The following is a 15,515-nucleotide window of genomic DNA, read 5'->3' on the forward strand; positions in this document are numbered from 1 at the left end:
TAAGGCAGTTACCGGTCGCGGTCGTAGGGCACCGGAAACAGCTCCACGTTCCCAGGTAGCCGCCCCGCGACCACCGGAACGCGGGCCTTCACTCCCGTCCGGCTCCGACCGCCACCCCCATGACCTCCCGAGCATGCCGCCCCGGCACCATCCCCAACCGCCACGCCTGCCACCCGGCGTCCAGATCCACCCCCCGTTCCAGCAGCAGCTGGTACGCCTCGATGTAGTCGTCGAGTTTTCCGTCCCGGGACGAATGGCCGGTGCGGGAGAGCTGGGCGAGCTCCTCCTGGGCCACCGCCGCGCCGACCTCGTAGCCGCCCGGGGCCGCGTACGGCAGCAGCGTGCACCTCAAGAACCTGGCCCAGTCCTCGCCCCGTCGATCGCCGTACGACGTGAAGAGGTCCACCGCCTCGTCGCACAGGGCGAGCGCCTGCTGGGTACGGGCGTTTCCCGCGTCCACGACCGCCAGCTCCAGGCACGTCCACGCCTCCCCGTGGGCCACGCCGATGCGCTGGAAGTCGGCGCGCGCGTCGACCAGGAGCTGGCGGGCGAAGCCCGAGTTGCGCAGGCTGCCCGTCTGGGCCGCTCGCTGGTCCCGGGTCACCCGCGCCGAATGGTGGCGCGCGCACGCCAGCCCGTACACGTCCCGCATGCGCGAGAACATGGTCCGAGAGCGCTCCAGCTCCCGCACCGCCTGGTCCAGGTTGCCCGTCTCCTCCAGGGCCTGGCCGAGGTAGTAGATCGTCCATGCCTCGCCCCGCGCGTCCTCGTTCTCGCGATGGCGGGAGGCCGCCTGGCGCAAGCCCGCGACCGCGGTGGACGCGTCGCCTTCGACGAGGTGGGCGCGGGCCAGCTGGGTGAGGGCCCAGGCCTCGCCGCGGGGGTCGCGGGTGCGGCCGTACAGGTCGAGGGCCTCGCGCAGCTCGCGTTCCGCGCGCGGAACGTCGCCCATGCGCAGGCCCAGCTGGCCGAGCTGGAAGTGGGCCCACGCCTCACCGTGCACGGACTCGCTCTCGCGGTGCAGGACGAGGGCCTGGGTCAGGAGCTCCAGGGCCCGGGCGAGGCGAGACCGGTCGCGCTCGACCGCCGCCAGCGCGTGCATCGTCCAGGCGCGGTCGGCCGCCAGGTCGGGGGAGGACTGGAGGTCCATGGCCTCCTGGAGTTTGGCCGCGGCCTCGGTGAGGTGGCCCTGGTGGTGGAGGGTGATGCCGAGGGAGCACAAGGCCCTTGCCGCGCCTGCGTCGTGGTGCGCCTCGAAGTACAGGTCCACGACCGAGGTGAGGGTCGTACGCGCCTTGTCCAGTTCGCCGAGTTGGCGGGCCGCGATACCCGTGCGCCACTGGACCGAGCGGACCAGCAGGCCCTGGTCGACAGCCTGCGTCAACTCGCTGATCTCGCCCAGGCGGTAGAGGTCGCCGCGCAGGAGGCAGTAGTCGCACAGGGCGCCCAGCAGGTTCAGTACCGCCGCCTGGTTCACGCCTTCCGCGTGGCGCAGTGCCGCCGTGATGAAGCTCGACTCGTCGTCCAGCCAGTGCAACGCCGCGTCCAGCGAGGTAAAACCGTGCGGGCCGAACTGATCCGCACGGGTGGACGTCTTGCCGTCCACCAGGCGGATCACCGAGTCCGCCAGCTCCGCGTAGTTCACGATCAGGCGCTCTTGCGCGGCCGAGCGCTCGGCGGGTTCCTCCTCGTCGAGGAGGCGGGCCTGTGCGAAGGCCCGTACGAGATCGTGCAGGCGGTAGCGGCTGCCGCGGACGTGGTCGATGAGGCCCGCCTGCGAGAGCGCGGTGAGGTGGCGGGTGGCCTCGGGCTCGTCCGTGGCCAGGAGGGACGCCGCCGCTGCCGTGCCCAGGGAGGCGCGGCCCGCCAGGGCCAGGCGGCGCAGGAGCCTGCGTGCCATGTCCGACTGGTCGGTGTAGCGCAGCCAGAGGACTCGCTCGACCGGTTCCACCGGGCCGTACGCCGCGAGGTCGGAGGCCAGCCGGCGCGGGGTACGGGGGCCGAGGGAGGAGCCCGCGATGCGCAGGGCCAGCGGCAGACCTCCGCACAACTCCCGCACACGGTCCGCGGATTCGGCGTCGTACGGCCCCGACGCGTCCTGCGCCGCCGCGTTCAGCAGCTCATCGGCGCCTGCCGCGTTCAGCGCCTCGACGGGCATCTGGTGCACCCAGGCGGGGAGGTCGGCGGGCAGGTCGAGCGGTTTGCGGGCGGTGACCAGGACCAGGCTCTCCGAGCGCTCGGGGACGAGCACCCGGACCTGCTCTGCGTCGGACGCGTCGTCGAGGACGATCGTGACCGGCAGCCCGGTCAGGTGCTGGTGGTACAGCTCGCTCAGCCGCCTGACCTGTTGGTCCTGCGAGGAACGCTCCCGGAAGAGGAGCTGTTCGCGCGGTGCGCCGAGGCGGTTCAGCAGGTGGAGCAGCGCGTCGCGGGTGGTCAGCGGCGGGTCGTCCGGGCTGTCGCCGCGCAGGTCCACCACGCACGCGCCCCGGAACTGGTCACTCAGGGCATGCGCCGCCCGGATCGCGAGGGTGCTGCGGCCGGAGCCGGGCGCGCCGTGCAGTACCACGACCGTCGGTTTGCTCTCCGTGCTCGCCCGCGCCGCGTGCACCCACTGCGCGACCCGCGACAGCTCGGTCCGGCGGCCCGCGAACGGGCCGTCCGGCTCGGGAAGTTGGCCGAAGGACTGCTCCAGGACACTGCGCCGGCGCGCGGCCGCGCTCTTGTCGGTACGCCGCAGCTGGGGCGCCCCCTGTTTCGCGCCCGTGGTGGCGCTGAGCACCCGCTGCTGGTCGAGGAACGGACGGATGCCCCGTACCTCCAGGGCCGTCAGCCACTGCAGGCGCAGTTGCTCCGGGCCGCCGGGTTGACCCAGGGCTCCGGCCCGCCGGCTCGCCGCCGGCAGGTGCGAGGCCGTCACCTTGACCACGGTGGCCGCCGCGCCCGCCACCGCCACCGTCGCCCCCGTACCGACCGCCGTCCCCGCGCCCGTGCCGAACGCCAGGTCCGCCACGCAGGCCGCGACCGCCGCGACGGCCGCCACCAGCAAGGGAGTTCCGGCGCCCTCCTGGGCGTACCGCTGCCCGAAGGTCAGCCGGCCCGCCTCCCCCTCGTCGAGGGCTCGCGTATACGCCCCGTACTCCTCGGCGGCCGTCTCCCCCATCGCGTCGAGCGCGGCCCGCGCCCGGGACAGCAGCACACCCCCGTCGACGCGCCCACCCGAGCGCCGCACCTCTTCCTCCACGGCCCGGGCCAACAGCCGCTCGGCCTCATCCCGATGGCTGTCCCGCATGTCGCGTCCCCCTCCGGCAGCAACTCCTTTGCCTATGAGTGTCCTTCGTGCGGGACGTGAGCGCGAGGGGGTCGACGATCACCGGTTCCAGTTCCTGTGACCTCGAGATCAATCGCTTGTGAAGGGAGATCGCTCCTGGGACTACTCGCGCGTGCAGCCCGTATGACGTTGGGCGGATCGGGTGGCACCGTCGGGAGCGACTGTCCGAGTGGCAGGCCGTCCCGCGACTGTCGGGAGGTGGTCGGGCAGGATGGGGACATGCCGAACCGACTGGCCCATGAGACGTCCCCGTACCTGCTCCAGCACGCCGACAACCCCGTCGACTGGTGGCCTTGGTCGGAGGAGGCATTCGAGGAGGCGCGGCGCCGAGGCGTTCCCGTGCTGCTGAGCGTCGGATATTCGAGCTGCCACTGGTGCCACGTTCTCGCAACGGAAAGCTTCGAGGACGAAGCAGTAGCCGCCTACATGAACGAGCACTTCGTCAATATCAAGGTCGACCGCGAAGAGCGCCCCGATGTCGACGCCGTTTACATGGAGGCCGTGCAGGCCGCGACCGGCCAGGGCGGCTGGCCCATGACCGTGTTCCTGACCCCCGACGCCGAGCCCTTCTACTTCGGTACGTACTTCCCGCCCGAGCCCCGCCACGGCATGCCCTCCTTCCAGCAGGTCCTGGAGGGTGTGCGCGGCGCCTGGACCGACCGGCGGGACGAGGTCGCCGAGGTCGCGGGGAAGATCGTGCGGGATCTCGCCGGGCGGGAGATGAGTTTCGGGGACGACCAGGTGCCCGGCGAGGAGGAGCTCGCCGGTGCGCTGCTCGGGCTCACCCGGGAGTACGACGCCGCGCACGGCGGATTCGGCGGGGCGCCCAAGTTCCCGCCGTCCATGGTGATCGAGTTCCTGCTCCGGCATCACGCGCGCACCGGTGCCGAGGGCGCCCTCCAGATGGCCGCCGACACCTGCGAGCGGATGGCGCGCGGCGGTATCTACGACCAGCTCGGCGGTGGGTTCGCGCGCTACTCCGTCGACCGTGAGTGGGTCGTACCGCACTTCGAGAAGATGCTGTACGACAACGCCCTGCTGTGCAGGGTGTACGCGCACCTCTGGCGCGCCACCGGCTCCGAGCTCGCCCGCCGTGTCGCCCTGGAAACCGCCGACTTCATGGTGCGTGAACTGCGCACCAATGAGGGCGGGTTCGCCTCCGCCCTCGACGCCGACAGCGACGACGGGACCGGTAAGCACGTCGAGGGCGCGTACTACGTGTGGACCCCGCAGCAGCTGCGCGAAGTCCTCGGCGACGACGCCGAGCTCGCCGCGCACTACTTCGGCGTGACGGAAGAGGGCACCTTCGAGGAGGGTGCCTCCGTCCTCCAACTCCCGCAGCACGAGGGCGTGTTCGACGCCGAGAAGATCGCGGACATCCATGGCAGGCTCCTCGTCGCCCGCGCCGAGCGCCCCGCCCCCGGCCGCGACGACAAGATCGTCGCCGCCTGGAACGGGCTCGCCGTCGCCGCCCTCGCGGAGACCGGCGCCTACTTCGAGCGCCCCGACCTGGTGGACGCCGCGATCGGCGCCGCCGACCTCCTCGTACGGCTGCACATGGACGACCGCGCGCGGCTGGCCCGTACCAGCAAGGACGGCCAAGTCGGGGCGAATGCCGGTGTGTTGGAGGACTACGCGGACGTCGCCGAGGGCTTCCTCGCGCTCGCGTCCGTCACCGGGGAAGGAGTCTGGCTGGAATTCGCCGGGTTCCTGCTCGACCACGTGATCGTGCAGTTCACGGACGCCGAGTCGGGTGCGCTGTACGACACGGCGGGCGATGCCGAGCAGCTGATCCGCCGTCCGCAGGATCCCACGGACAATGCCACGCCTTCGGGGTGGAGCGCGGCGGCCGGTGCGCTGCTGTCGTACGCCGCGCAGACCGGTGCCGAGTCCCATCGCACCGCCGCGGAACGGGCGTTGGGCGTGGTGAAGGCGCTCGGCCCGCGCGCACCCCGCTTCATCGGCTGGGGTCTTGCGGTGGCCGAGGCGCTCCTCGACGGGCCGCGGGAGGTCGCGATCGTGGGGCCGAGCGACGATCCGGCCACAAAGGCCCTGCACCGTACGGCGCTTCTGGGCACCGCTCCGGGTGCTGTCGTCGCCGTGGGGACGCCGGAGAGTGACGAGCTGCCGCTGCTTTCCGGCCGACCGTTGGTGGACGGAAAACCGGCCGCGTATGTCTGCCGTAACTTCACTTGTGACGCTCCGACGACCGATCCCGACCGGCTCGGCACGGCGCTGAGCGGCTGAAACGGCTGGTACCCAACCGGCCCAAACGCCACCAGTGTTCAGATTGTTCAGTTAGTCGACCGAGTGTGATGAAACATGCTCTTCACCAGAACAACCCGTGCGCTTCACAGATTGCCCATAGTCTCTGCACCGTGACGCGACAGGTGTGACTCACTGTCGCGACTGGGGGCTTTTGGGGATCTGGGGGGATCTGTTGCTCACGTCTGTCTTCATTGCTGCTGTTTCGCTTGCGCTCTTCTGGATGGCGGCCTTCACCTTGTGGTGGCAGATGCACGCGTGGCGTACGCCCGAAGTGCTCGCGTCCACCCGGTTCAGCAGTCCGGACGGCGGTGAGAGCCTGTCCTTCTCGCTGCTGCTGCCCGCGCGGCACGAGCAGGCCGTGCTCGACCACACCATCCAGCGCCTGCTGGAGTCCAGCCACACCGACTTCGAGATCATCGTCATCGTGGGGCACGACGACCCGGAGACCACCGAGGTGGCCCGGAAGGCCGAGGCCCGCGACCCGCGGGTCCGCGTCGTCGTCGACACCCACGAGAAGAAGAACAAGCCGAAGGCCATGAACACGGCGCTGCCGCACTGCCGCGGTGACGTCGTCGGGGTCTTCGACGCCGAGGACCAGGTCCACCCGGAGTTGCTCGCCCACGTCGACCACGCGTTCCGTACGACGGACGCGGACGTGGTCCAGGGCGGCGTCCAGCTGATCAACTTCAACTCCAGCTGGTACAGCCTGCGCAACTGTCTGGAGTACTTCTTCTGGTTCCGCTCGCGCCTTCATCTGCACGCGCAGAAGGGGTTCATCCCGCTCGGCGGCAACACCGTCTTCGTACGGACGAACGTCCTGCGGGAGGCGGACGGCTGGGATCCCAACTGCCTTGCCGAGGACTGCGACCTGGGTGTGCGGCTGTCCAGCGTCGGCAAGAAGGTCGTCGTCGCCTACGACTCCGACATGGTGACCCGGGAGGAGACGCCGGGCAGCCTGATGTCGCTGATGAAGCAGCGCACCCGCTGGAACCAGGGCTTCCTCCAGGTCTACCGGAAGAAGGACTGGAAGCAACTCCCGGGCTTCGGACAGCGGTTGCTCGCCCGCTACACGCTCATGACGCCGTACCTGCAGGCCGTCTCCGGCGTGGTCATCCCGCTCAACGTGGCCATCGCGCTCTTCCTCGACGTGCCCGTCGGCGTCGCGTTCATCACGTTCCTGCCGGCCGTGACCGCCCTGGTCACCTTCGTCTTCGAGCTCGTCGGACTGCATGACTTCGGCAAGCAGTACGGGCTCCGCGTCCGCTTCATCCACTACCTGAAGCTCATTGCCGGCGGTCCCTTCTACCAGGTGCTGCTGGCGGGCGCCGCCGTGCGGGCCGTATGGCGCGAACAACGTGGGCGCAACGACTGGGAGTTGACCAGTCATGTCGGCGCGCATCTCACCGAAGCGATCCGAGAGGACGTTCCTGCGTGACCTCCACCCTCCCCGCGGCGACCACACCCACGGTCCCCGCGCAGCGGCCCCGTGCGCCCAAAATCGTCCCCAACGCCCATCCGGTCCTACGGTTTCGCAGCTCGCGCTCGGATCTGATCCTGTGCGCGGTGCTCCTCGCGGCGATCCTCGTCGTCCAGGGCTGGAACATCGCCGACTACCCCACCCTCAGCGACGACGAGGGCACCTACCTCGCCCAGGCCTGGGCCGTGCAGCAGGGCAAGGGCCTGGCCCACTACACGTACTGGTACGACCACCCACCGCTCGGCTGGATCCAGATAGCCGTGCTGACCTGGATCCCGGCGCACCTCAGCCCGTCCCTGATGACCGTCGGCTCGATGCGCGTGGCGATGCTGCTGGTCAGCGCCATCAGCGCGGTCCTCGTGTACGTCCTCGCACGCCGCCTCTCGCTGCCGCAGTGGGCGGCTGGGCTCGCGATGCTGCTCTTCGGGCTCTCGCCGCTGTCGGTCGTCCTCCAGCGCGAGATCTTCCTGGACAACATCGCGGTGATGTGGACGCTGCTGGCGTTCTGCCTGGCGGCCTCGCCGAGCCGTCATCTCTGGCACCACTTCGGTGCGGGCATCGCGGCCGCCGCGGCCGTGCTCACCAAGGAGACGATGCTCGTCATCCTGCCCGCGCTGCTGGTCACCATGTGGCGCCACGGGCACCGTGACACCCGCAAGTTCGCGCTCACCGGAGCCATCACGGCCTGCGTCCTGATCGGCCTGGCGTATCCGCTCTTCGCCCTGCTCAAGGGCGAGTTGTTCCAGGGCTCCGGCCATGTGTCGCTGTGGGACGGCATCACGTACCAGATGAGCAGGCCCGGCTCCGGTTTCATCCTCGACCAGGGCACCGGCTCGTACGGCGTCCTGCACTCCTGGCTGTACTACGACCGCGTGCTGCCCCTCGGCGGCCTCGCCGGCGCCCTGCTGCTCCTGGTCACCTGGCGCTGGTCGGTGACCGCGCGCGCCCTGGCCGGACCCGCGCTCACCGTGGCGATCCTCGCCCTGGTGGCGCTGCGGCCGAGCGGCTACCTGCCCGCGATGTACGTCATCCAGGCGCTGCCGTTCCTCGCGCTCGTCCTCGCCGGAGGCACCGCCAGCGTCGCGCACGCGGTGCTGCGCAGGTGGCGCAGCGAGGAGGAGAAGACGTACGTCACCTGGTCGCGCCGCGGGCTGGCGGCCGTGCTCGTGGTGGCGGCGGGTGCCTATGTCGTGCCCCGCTGGTACGACGGCGACCACACCGCCGTGACCACCGACGCCAACGCCCCCTATCGGGCGGCCTCTGCGTGGCTGAAGACCGAGGTGAAGGACCCCAAGAGCACCCGGGTCCTCGTCGACGACGCGCTCTGGCTCGACCTCGTGCACGACGGATACCAGCCCGGGCTCGGCGTCATCTGGTTCTACAAGGCCGACCTCGACCCCGCGGTGACCAAGACGATGCCGCGCGGCTGGCGCGACCTCGACTACGTCGTCGCCTCCCCGACAGTACGGCGCGACGCGGTCGACCTGCCCAACGTCAAGGCGGCGATCGAGCACTCGACGCCGGTCGCCACCTTCGGCAAGGGCGCGGACCGCATCGAGATCCGGCACATCAACGACACCACCACGGCGAGTTCCGGAGGCAGTCGATGAGCAGCTTCGAGAGCACTGTCCCGGAAGAGCTGGGCGATCCGGCCGTACGCGCCGCCGAGGTCCCCGAACCGGGCGCGGTCACCATCGTCGTACCGACGTTCAACGAGTCGGCGAACATCCGGGAGTTGCTGCACCAGATCACCGAGTCGGTGCCGTCCCGGCTGCCCTGCGAGGTCGTCTTCGTGGACGACTCCACCGACGACACCCCGGAGGTCATCTCCCAGGCCGCGCAGGACTGCCCCTTCCCCGTCACGGTGCTGCACCGCGACGAACCCGTGGGCGGGCTCGGCGGCGCGGTCGTGGAGGGGCTGAAGGCGGCGAGCTCCGACTGGATCGTGGTCATGGACGGCGACTTGCAGCATCCGCCCTCCCTGGTACCGGAGTTGGTGGCCACCGGTGAGCGGGCCTCGGCCGGACTCGTCGTCGCCAGCCGCTACATCAAGGGCGGCAGCCGGGAGGGGCTCGCGGGCGGCTACCGCATCGCCGTCTCGCGCGGCGCGACCTGGCTGACCAAGACGCTCTTCCCGCGCAAGCTGCACGGCATCAGCGACCCGATGAGCGGCTTCTTCGCGATCCGCCGCAGCGCGGTCACCGCGGAGATCCTCCAGCCGCTCGGCTACAAGATCCTCCTCGAACTCGCCGTGCGCAGCCGCCCCCGCCAGGTCACCGAGGTGCCCTTCGTCTTCCAGGACCGGTTCGCGGGCGAGTCCAAGTCGACCGCGCAGGAGGGCTTCCGGTTCCTGCGCCACCTCGTCGGGCTGCGCACCGCCTCGCCGGTCTCCCGCATGGTGGTCTTCGGCCTGATCGGCGCCACCGGCTTCGTACCGAACCTGCTCGGCCTGTACGCGCTCACCGCCGCCGGACTGCACTACGTACCCGCCGAGATCCTCGCCAACCAGCTCGGCGTGGCCTGGAACTTCCTGCTCATCGAGCATCTTCTCTTCCGCGAGCGCCGCAAGCACCGCAACTGGTGGGACCGCGCAGGCCGGTTCGCCCTGCTCGCCAACGCCGATCTCGTGCTGCGCATCCCGCTGATCGCCCTGTTCGTCGACCACTTCGGGATGGGCGCTCTCTCCGCCACCGCACTGGCCCTGGTGACGACCTTTGTCCTGCGCTTCGCAGGGACCGAAGCGCTGGTCTATCTGCCGCGCCGCAGCAGCAAGCCCGCGGGCGGGAGCCGCACAGCAAGGAGAACCGCGTGAGAAGAACCAGATTCCGGCTGAGGCCGAGCCGGAGCACCTCACTACTGGCCGTGGCGGGCCTCGCCGCCGGGCTGCTGCTCATATCGCCGCAGCCCGCGTCCGCCGCCAACCTCGTCACCAACCCGGGCTTCGAGACCGACGGCACGGACGGCATGCCGAACTGCTGGGAGAAGTCCGGCTGGGGCGACAACGACTTCACCTTCGCGACCGTCGCCGACGCCCACTCCGGCTCCAAGGCCATGAAGGTCTCGCTGACCCGTCGCGTCGACGGCGACCGCAAGGCGCTGATCACCGAGTCGGCCGCCTGCGCGCCGGTGGTCACCGTGGGCAAGCAGTACGACCTCGGGCTCTGGTACAAGACGACGACTCCCGACGCCGCCATCACGCTCTTCCGGCACGACACCACGGCGGGCTGGCAGTATTGGACCGACCTCAAGACCCTGGACATGGCGGGCAGTTATACCCAGGCGACCGTCCGGACCCCGGCCGTTCCGGCGGGCACGGACCGCATCACCTGGGGCGTCTCGGTGTACGGCACCGGCTCCGCGACCACCGACGACTACACGATGGAACAGGTCGCCGACCCGATCCCGCCGGCCACCTGCACGGCCACGGCCGACGAGTGCGCCAACGGCAAGTGGACGGTGCTGCCCACGCAGAACCCGGTCCGCTCCATGCACTCCGTCGTCCTCAACAACGGCAAGGTGCTGCTGATCGCGGGTTCCGGCAACAGCGAGGAGAACTTCAACGCGGGCACGTTCACCAGCGCGGTCTACGATCCGGTGAACGGCACGTACAAGACGATACCCACGCCCAAGGACATGTTCTGCGCCGGTCACGTCCAGCTCGCCGACGGGCGCGTGCTGGTGATGAGCGGCAACAAGGCGTTCCCGGTCGCGGGCGGGCACGGCTACGAGGGCTACAAGGACTCGTACATCTTCGACCCGGTCACCGAGACGTACAGCAAGACGAACGACCTGAACGACGGCCACTGGTATCCGTCCGCGACGGAGCTCGGCAACGGTGACATCATCTCGTTCGGCGGGCTGCGCGAGGACTCCACCGGCTCGGTGACCGCCGAGCGCTGGTCGGCTGCCCAGCAGCAGTGGCTGCCGCTGTCGCAGGTCAACCAGACCTGGTCGTACTGGGGCCTGTACCCGTCGATGATCCTGATGCAGGACGGCCGGCTCTTCTACTCGGGCAGCCATGTCTTCGGCAACGGCACCCCGGGCACGGGCTCGGCGATCTACGACTACGACGCCAACACCACCACGGCGATCTCGGGCCTGCAGAACAAGGACGAACGCGACCAGTCCGCCAGCGTGCTGCTGCCCCCGGCCCAGGACCAGAAGGTCCTGACGATCGGCGGCGGCAACATCGACTCCAACCCGGACGCCAACCGGCTCACCGACATCATCGACCTCAAGGCCGCCAACCCGACGTACGTCGCCGGGCCGCAGATCCCGCAGGGGACGGTGGACCTGGGCAACGGTCCGGTGGCCGAGACCGGCAGCCAGGGCAAGATGTACGTCTCCACCGTGCTGCTGCCCGACGGCAAGGTCCTGGAGACCGGCGGCGGCCTGCACAACCGCGCCAACTCGGTCTACGAGTCGTCGATCTTCGACCCGGCGACCACGACCTTCGATCCGGTCGCCGCCGACCCGGAGGCCCGCGGCTACCACTCGTCCGCGTTCCTGCTCCCCGACGGCCGTGTGATGGCGACGGGCGACAACCCGGGCAACGGCACGTGGAACCACAACGTGTCCATCTACACCCCGCCGTACCTGCTCAAGGGCACCCGCCCGACGATCACTTCGGTGATCGACAACGAGTGGGTGTACGGCGACACGCAGCGCATCACCGTCGACCGGCCGATCGTGAAGGCCGAGTTGATCCGCCCGGCCGCGGTGACGCACTCCTCCGACCCGAACCAGCGGTACGTCGATCTGCCGCTGTCCGTGGACGGCAACAACGTCGACCTGAACGTGACGAGCAATCCCGACCTGGCCCCGCCCGGCTGGTACATGCTCTTCGCCGTCGACGCCAACGGGGTCCCGTCGGTGGCCAAGTGGGTGCACCTCCAGGGCCCGTCCGCGCTCGCCACGGACACCTCGTCGGCGCACGTCCACTCCTTCGCCGACTCCCTGGAGGGAACGGTCACGAAGGCGGGCAAGAAGAAGTCCTCGCAGAAGGTGAGCACCACGATCTCCGGCTGCGACCGGCACTACGGCACGATCAACGTCTGCGTGCCGACGGTCTTCCCGGACACGGTGCGCAAGACGACGGCCGCCCGCTGCGCGTGGCTGAAGAAGAACGACTACGGACGGCTGAAGGTCAACGGGAAGGACGATCCACTGCGGCTCGACCCGAACAACGACGGACTGGCCTGCGGTGCGAAGGATCTGAAGAGGCGTTAGTTCGTCCGCTCGCCGCGGGAACCGCCTCAGCGGTTCCCGAACTCCGCGAGGGCGCGCCCCACGATGGCCTCCAGGCGGTCGTGGTGCGCGCCCTTCCAGTACGCCCGCCCGCACTCCGCGCACTGCGCGAAGATGTCGTACGACCGCTGCGTGCCGCCCTCCAGCCGGTCCGCGATCTGCTCCTTGGTGGCCTCCTCGAGCAGGCCGTTGCACGCCGTGCAGCGCGTCCAGGGCTTCAGCTCGGGCGCGAACCGGCCCAGTACGTCACGGAGTTGGTCGTCCGGCCGGGTGCTGTAGACGAAGCCGCCCGCCCACAGCTCGCGGCGCCGCAGCAGTCCGCGGTCCCGGCTGAGCATGACGCGCCGCTCGGCGGCCGAACGGGCGGCGAGGGCCGGATCGCCGATGTCCGTGGACTCGTACGCCGTGTCGACGCCCAGCAGGCGCAGGCGTCGGGCGAGGGTCCCGAGGTGGACGTCGAGGAGGAAACGCAGGGGGGCGCCCGGCACGGACTGCGGACGCTCCACCGCCCGTACGCCGATGGATTCGCCCGCCTTCGGGAGGTGCGAGACCGGCACCTCCCGTCCGTCCACGACCAGGGCACCGACCTCCGTCAGCGGGACGCCCAGCGACTCGACGACATGGCCGAGCGTGGAGGAGCCGTCGGTGACGAGCGGGGTGGCACCCGCGCGCCGCGCGTGCGGGACGAACAGCCCCAGTTCGGGGGCGAATTCGATGTGGATCTCCGGACCGTTCACCGGGTCAGGATGGCACGGGGGGTGCGCCCGGAGCCTGTGGGTTTCCGAGCTCCAGGCCGTTCTGCAGGACGGCCAGGGCGCGGTCGAGGAGCTCGGTGAGGTCCTCCTGGTGGCCGCTCTCCGCCCAGTACAAGGAGGTCTCCATCAGGCCGCCGATCAGGGACATCGCGAAGACGCGCACTTCCAGGCTGTCCGGGTCCCGGCCGGTGCGCTGTCCTATGACCCGGCACAGCATGCGGCCGGTCACCGACATGCTCTCCATCATCCGCGAGCGCACCGCGGGCACGTCGACCATCAGCCGGGTGCGCAGCCGGGACACGTCGGGCTCCTCGGCGTGTCCGACGCCGACGGCCCTCCGCAGCGCGTACCGCAGGGATTCCATCCACGGCTCGTCCGCGGGCCGCTCGCACAGCTCCTGCTCCATGATCGGGTCGTACTCGTCCGTGAGGACGATGTCCTCCTTGGTCGGGAAGTAGCGGAAGACCGTGGACGGGGAGACCTCGGCCGCCTCCGCGATCTGCTCGATGGTCGTCGCGTCGTACCCCTGCTCCTTGATCAGTCGGTACGTCGCGTCGCGGATCGCGATCCGGGTCTTCATCTTCTTCCGCTCGCGGAGCCCCAGCCGGGGCTCCGGGGCGGGAGGGGAGCTGTGTGCGGTGGCGGCCATGGTGTTCATTGTCCGGCATCCACGGGGGCGGGGGCCATGTCGGTGTCCTCCTCGCCGTCCTCCTCGCCGTCCTCGGGGACGGGGCGGGTGGCCGGCTCGGTGTTCGGCAGCAGGGCCGCCGCCAGCAGCGCGGTGACCAGCGCGGCGATCCCGCTGACCAGCAGGACCAGGTTCATGCCGTGGATGTACGAGGCGTTCGCGGAGGCGGCGAGAGCGCGGTCGCCGAGCTGTGCCGCGACCACATGGGCGCCGACCACGGAGTCCCCGGCGGTGACCGCGGCCGCGTGCGGCAGCCCGGAGGTGTCGAGGCGGCCGGTGTAGGCGCTCGCGAGGAGCGAGCCGAGCAGCGCGATACCGATCGCGCTGCCCACCTGGCGCACCGTCAACAGGAGCCCGGAGCCGCTGCCGGCCCGGTCGCGGGGCAGCGCGCCGAGCGAGGCGGACATCGCGGGGACCACGGCGAAACCGAAGCCGATCCCGGCGATGGACAGCCACACGGCGGCGAAGCCGTAGCCGTCGTCCACGGACGTCCGGCTGCCCAGGATCGCGGCGAAGGCGAGGACCACGAGCGCGGCGCTGACGACCGCGCGCGGCCCGAACTTCGCGACGATCGGCGCCGCTGTCCTGGCGGCGACGAACAGCCCGCCCATCATCGGCAGCATCCGCACCCCGGTGGCGAACGCGTCGTGTCCGAGCACCGCCTGCAGATACTGCGGCAGCACGAACATCAGCCCGGACAGCACGAACATGACGAGGGTCGCGGCGAGCGTGTTGAGCAGGAAGCCGCGCTGGGCGAGGAGGGAGAGGTCCAGCATCGGGCGGGCGCTGCGGCGCTCGCGCCGGACGAGGAGCGTGATCAGGAGCGCGGAAGCCGCGAACAGGCCGAGGACCAGGGGGTCGCCCCAGCCGCGATGCGGGGCCTCGATGGTCGCGTAGATCAGGATGCTGAGGCCGGACGCGGTGAGCGCGGTGGAGACGGCGTCGACCTTGGGTGCGGCCGGGATGGGGGTCCCCCCGCTCGAACGAAGTTGAGAGTGGGGGAGGGTCTCGGGGAGCAGGAAGACGCAGGCGACGATGCCGATCGCCGCCATGGGCACGTTGACCAGGAAGACCGAGCCCCACCAGAAGTGGTCGAGCAGCCAGCCGCCGATGATCGGGCCCAGCGGCAGCCCGAGCGCCGAGGCCGCCGAGACCGCGCCGACGGCCTTGGTGCGCTCGTCCGGTCCGAACAGCGAGGGCAGCACGGCCATCGCGAGCGGCATCACGAGCGCGCCGCCGAGGCCCATCAGGGCGCGGGCGGCGATCACCGGCGTGACGTCGTCGACGAGGGCGCCGACCAGGGAACCGGCGAGGAAGATGCCGAGCCCGGTGATGAGCATCCGGCGCCGTCCGAACCGGTCGCCGAGCAGGCCCGCCGGGAGCATCAGCGCGGCGAAGACGACGACATACGCGTCCGCCATCCACTGCTGCCGGCCCGTGGACGCGCCCAGGTCACGAGCCATCGTCGGCAGCGCCACGTTGAGGATCGTCATGTCGAAACCGAGCACGAGCATGCTCGCGACCAGGGCCCCGAGGGCCCACCAGCGCCGGGGGTCCCGCCCATGCCCTTTAGGCAATGGGGGAGGATCGCGCCGTTCGGCGCCGTCCTGAGTGAGAGTCACCATGAAATGAGAGTAGCTGTCAAAAGATGGCAACTGTCAATGGGTGGAGTCTGTCAGTGTCTGGACGGGGCGGTGGCCGGACACGGCAAAGGGCCGCGGCTCGAAAGCCGCGGCCCTGGAAAGAGAC

General features: G+C 70.4%; 9 protein-coding genes. 5 read left to right on the top strand and 4 right to left on the bottom strand.

The window, feature by feature from the left end; genetic code table 11:
• Positions 1-88 precede the first annotated feature (88 nt).
• Positions 89-3,292: a tetratricopeptide repeat protein gene (locus ACZ4WS_RS06310; RefSeq protein WP_467977671.1), complete on the bottom strand. Its 3,204-nt coding sequence runs from the start codon at positions 3,290-3,292 to the stop codon at positions 89-91.
• A 258-nt stretch (positions 3,293-3,550) separates the two neighbouring features.
• Between ACZ4WS_RS06310 and ACZ4WS_RS06315 the strand changes: the two genes are divergently transcribed.
• From ACZ4WS_RS06315 to ACZ4WS_RS06335, 5 genes are all read left to right on the top strand, one after another.
• On the top strand, positions 3,551-5,578 hold the full coding sequence (locus ACZ4WS_RS06315; RefSeq protein WP_467977673.1) for a thioredoxin domain-containing protein: 2,028 nt from the start codon (positions 3,551-3,553) through the stop codon (positions 5,576-5,578).
• Between the two features lie 193 nt (positions 5,579-5,771).
• Entirely contained in the window at positions 5,772-7,034 is a 1,263-nt protein-coding gene (locus ACZ4WS_RS06320; protein WP_467977674.1) for a glycosyltransferase, read from the top strand.
• Positions 7,031-8,686, top strand: a complete 1,656-nt coding sequence (locus ACZ4WS_RS06325; protein ID WP_467977676.1) for an ArnT family glycosyltransferase — start codon at positions 7,031-7,033, stop codon at positions 8,684-8,686. Before ACZ4WS_RS06320 ends, ACZ4WS_RS06325 begins: the two co-directional genes overlap by 4 nt.
• Positions 8,683-9,888, top strand: a complete 1,206-nt coding sequence (locus ACZ4WS_RS06330; protein ID WP_467977678.1) for a glycosyltransferase — start codon at positions 8,683-8,685, stop codon at positions 9,886-9,888. Before ACZ4WS_RS06325 ends, ACZ4WS_RS06330 begins: the two co-directional genes overlap by 4 nt.
• A 152-nt stretch (positions 9,889-10,040) precedes the next feature.
• Positions 10,041-12,305: a galactose oxidase-like domain-containing protein gene (locus tag ACZ4WS_RS06335; protein WP_467978325.1), complete on the top strand. Its 2,265-nt coding sequence runs from the start codon at positions 10,041-10,043 to the stop codon at positions 12,303-12,305.
• Between the two features lie 26 nt (positions 12,306-12,331).
• Here ACZ4WS_RS06335 and ACZ4WS_RS06340 read toward each other — a convergent pair whose 3' ends face one another.
• The 3 genes from ACZ4WS_RS06340 to ACZ4WS_RS06350 are packed head-to-tail and all read right to left on the bottom strand — an operon-like array spanning position 12,332 to position 15,391.
• A complete protein-coding gene (locus tag ACZ4WS_RS06340; protein WP_467977680.1) occupies positions 12,332-13,060 on the bottom strand; it encodes a Mut7-C RNAse domain-containing protein in 729 nt (242 codons plus the stop codon).
• A 4-nt stretch (positions 13,061-13,064) separates the two neighbouring features.
• A complete protein-coding gene (locus ACZ4WS_RS06345; protein ID WP_467977682.1) occupies positions 13,065-13,736 on the bottom strand; it encodes a TetR/AcrR family transcriptional regulator in 672 nt (223 codons plus the stop codon).
• A complete protein-coding gene (locus ACZ4WS_RS06350) occupies positions 13,733-15,391 on the bottom strand; it encodes an MFS transporter (RefSeq protein WP_467977684.1) in 1,659 nt (552 codons plus the stop codon). The genes ACZ4WS_RS06345 and ACZ4WS_RS06350 overlap by 4 nt, the downstream gene beginning before the upstream one ends.
• Positions 15,392-15,515 lie beyond the last annotated feature (124 nt).

The organism is Streptomyces sp. NPDC029292, assembly GCF_055569295.1.

Bases quoted from the DNA above. Each gene is read 5' to 3' on its own strand.
- ACZ4WS_RS06315 (WP_467977673.1), top strand. From the start codon at position 3,551: ATGCCGAACCGACTGGCCCATGAGACGTCCCCGTACCTGCTCCAGCAC.
- ACZ4WS_RS06350 (WP_467977684.1), bottom strand. From the start codon at position 15,391: ATGGTGACTCTCACTCAGGACGGCGCCGAACGGCGCGATCCTCCCCCA.
- ACZ4WS_RS06335 (WP_467978325.1), top strand. From the start codon at position 10,041: ATGCCGAACTGCTGGGAGAAGTCCGGCTGGGGCGACAACGACTTCACC.
- ACZ4WS_RS06310 (WP_467977671.1), bottom strand. From the start codon at position 3,292: ATGCGGGACAGCCATCGGGATGAGGCCGAGCGGCTGTTGGCCCGGGCC.
- ACZ4WS_RS06345 (WP_467977682.1), bottom strand. From the start codon at position 13,736: ATGAACACCATGGCCGCCACCGCACACAGCTCCCCTCCCGCCCCGGAG.
- ACZ4WS_RS06330 (WP_467977678.1), top strand. From the start codon at position 8,683: ATGAGCAGCTTCGAGAGCACTGTCCCGGAAGAGCTGGGCGATCCGGCC.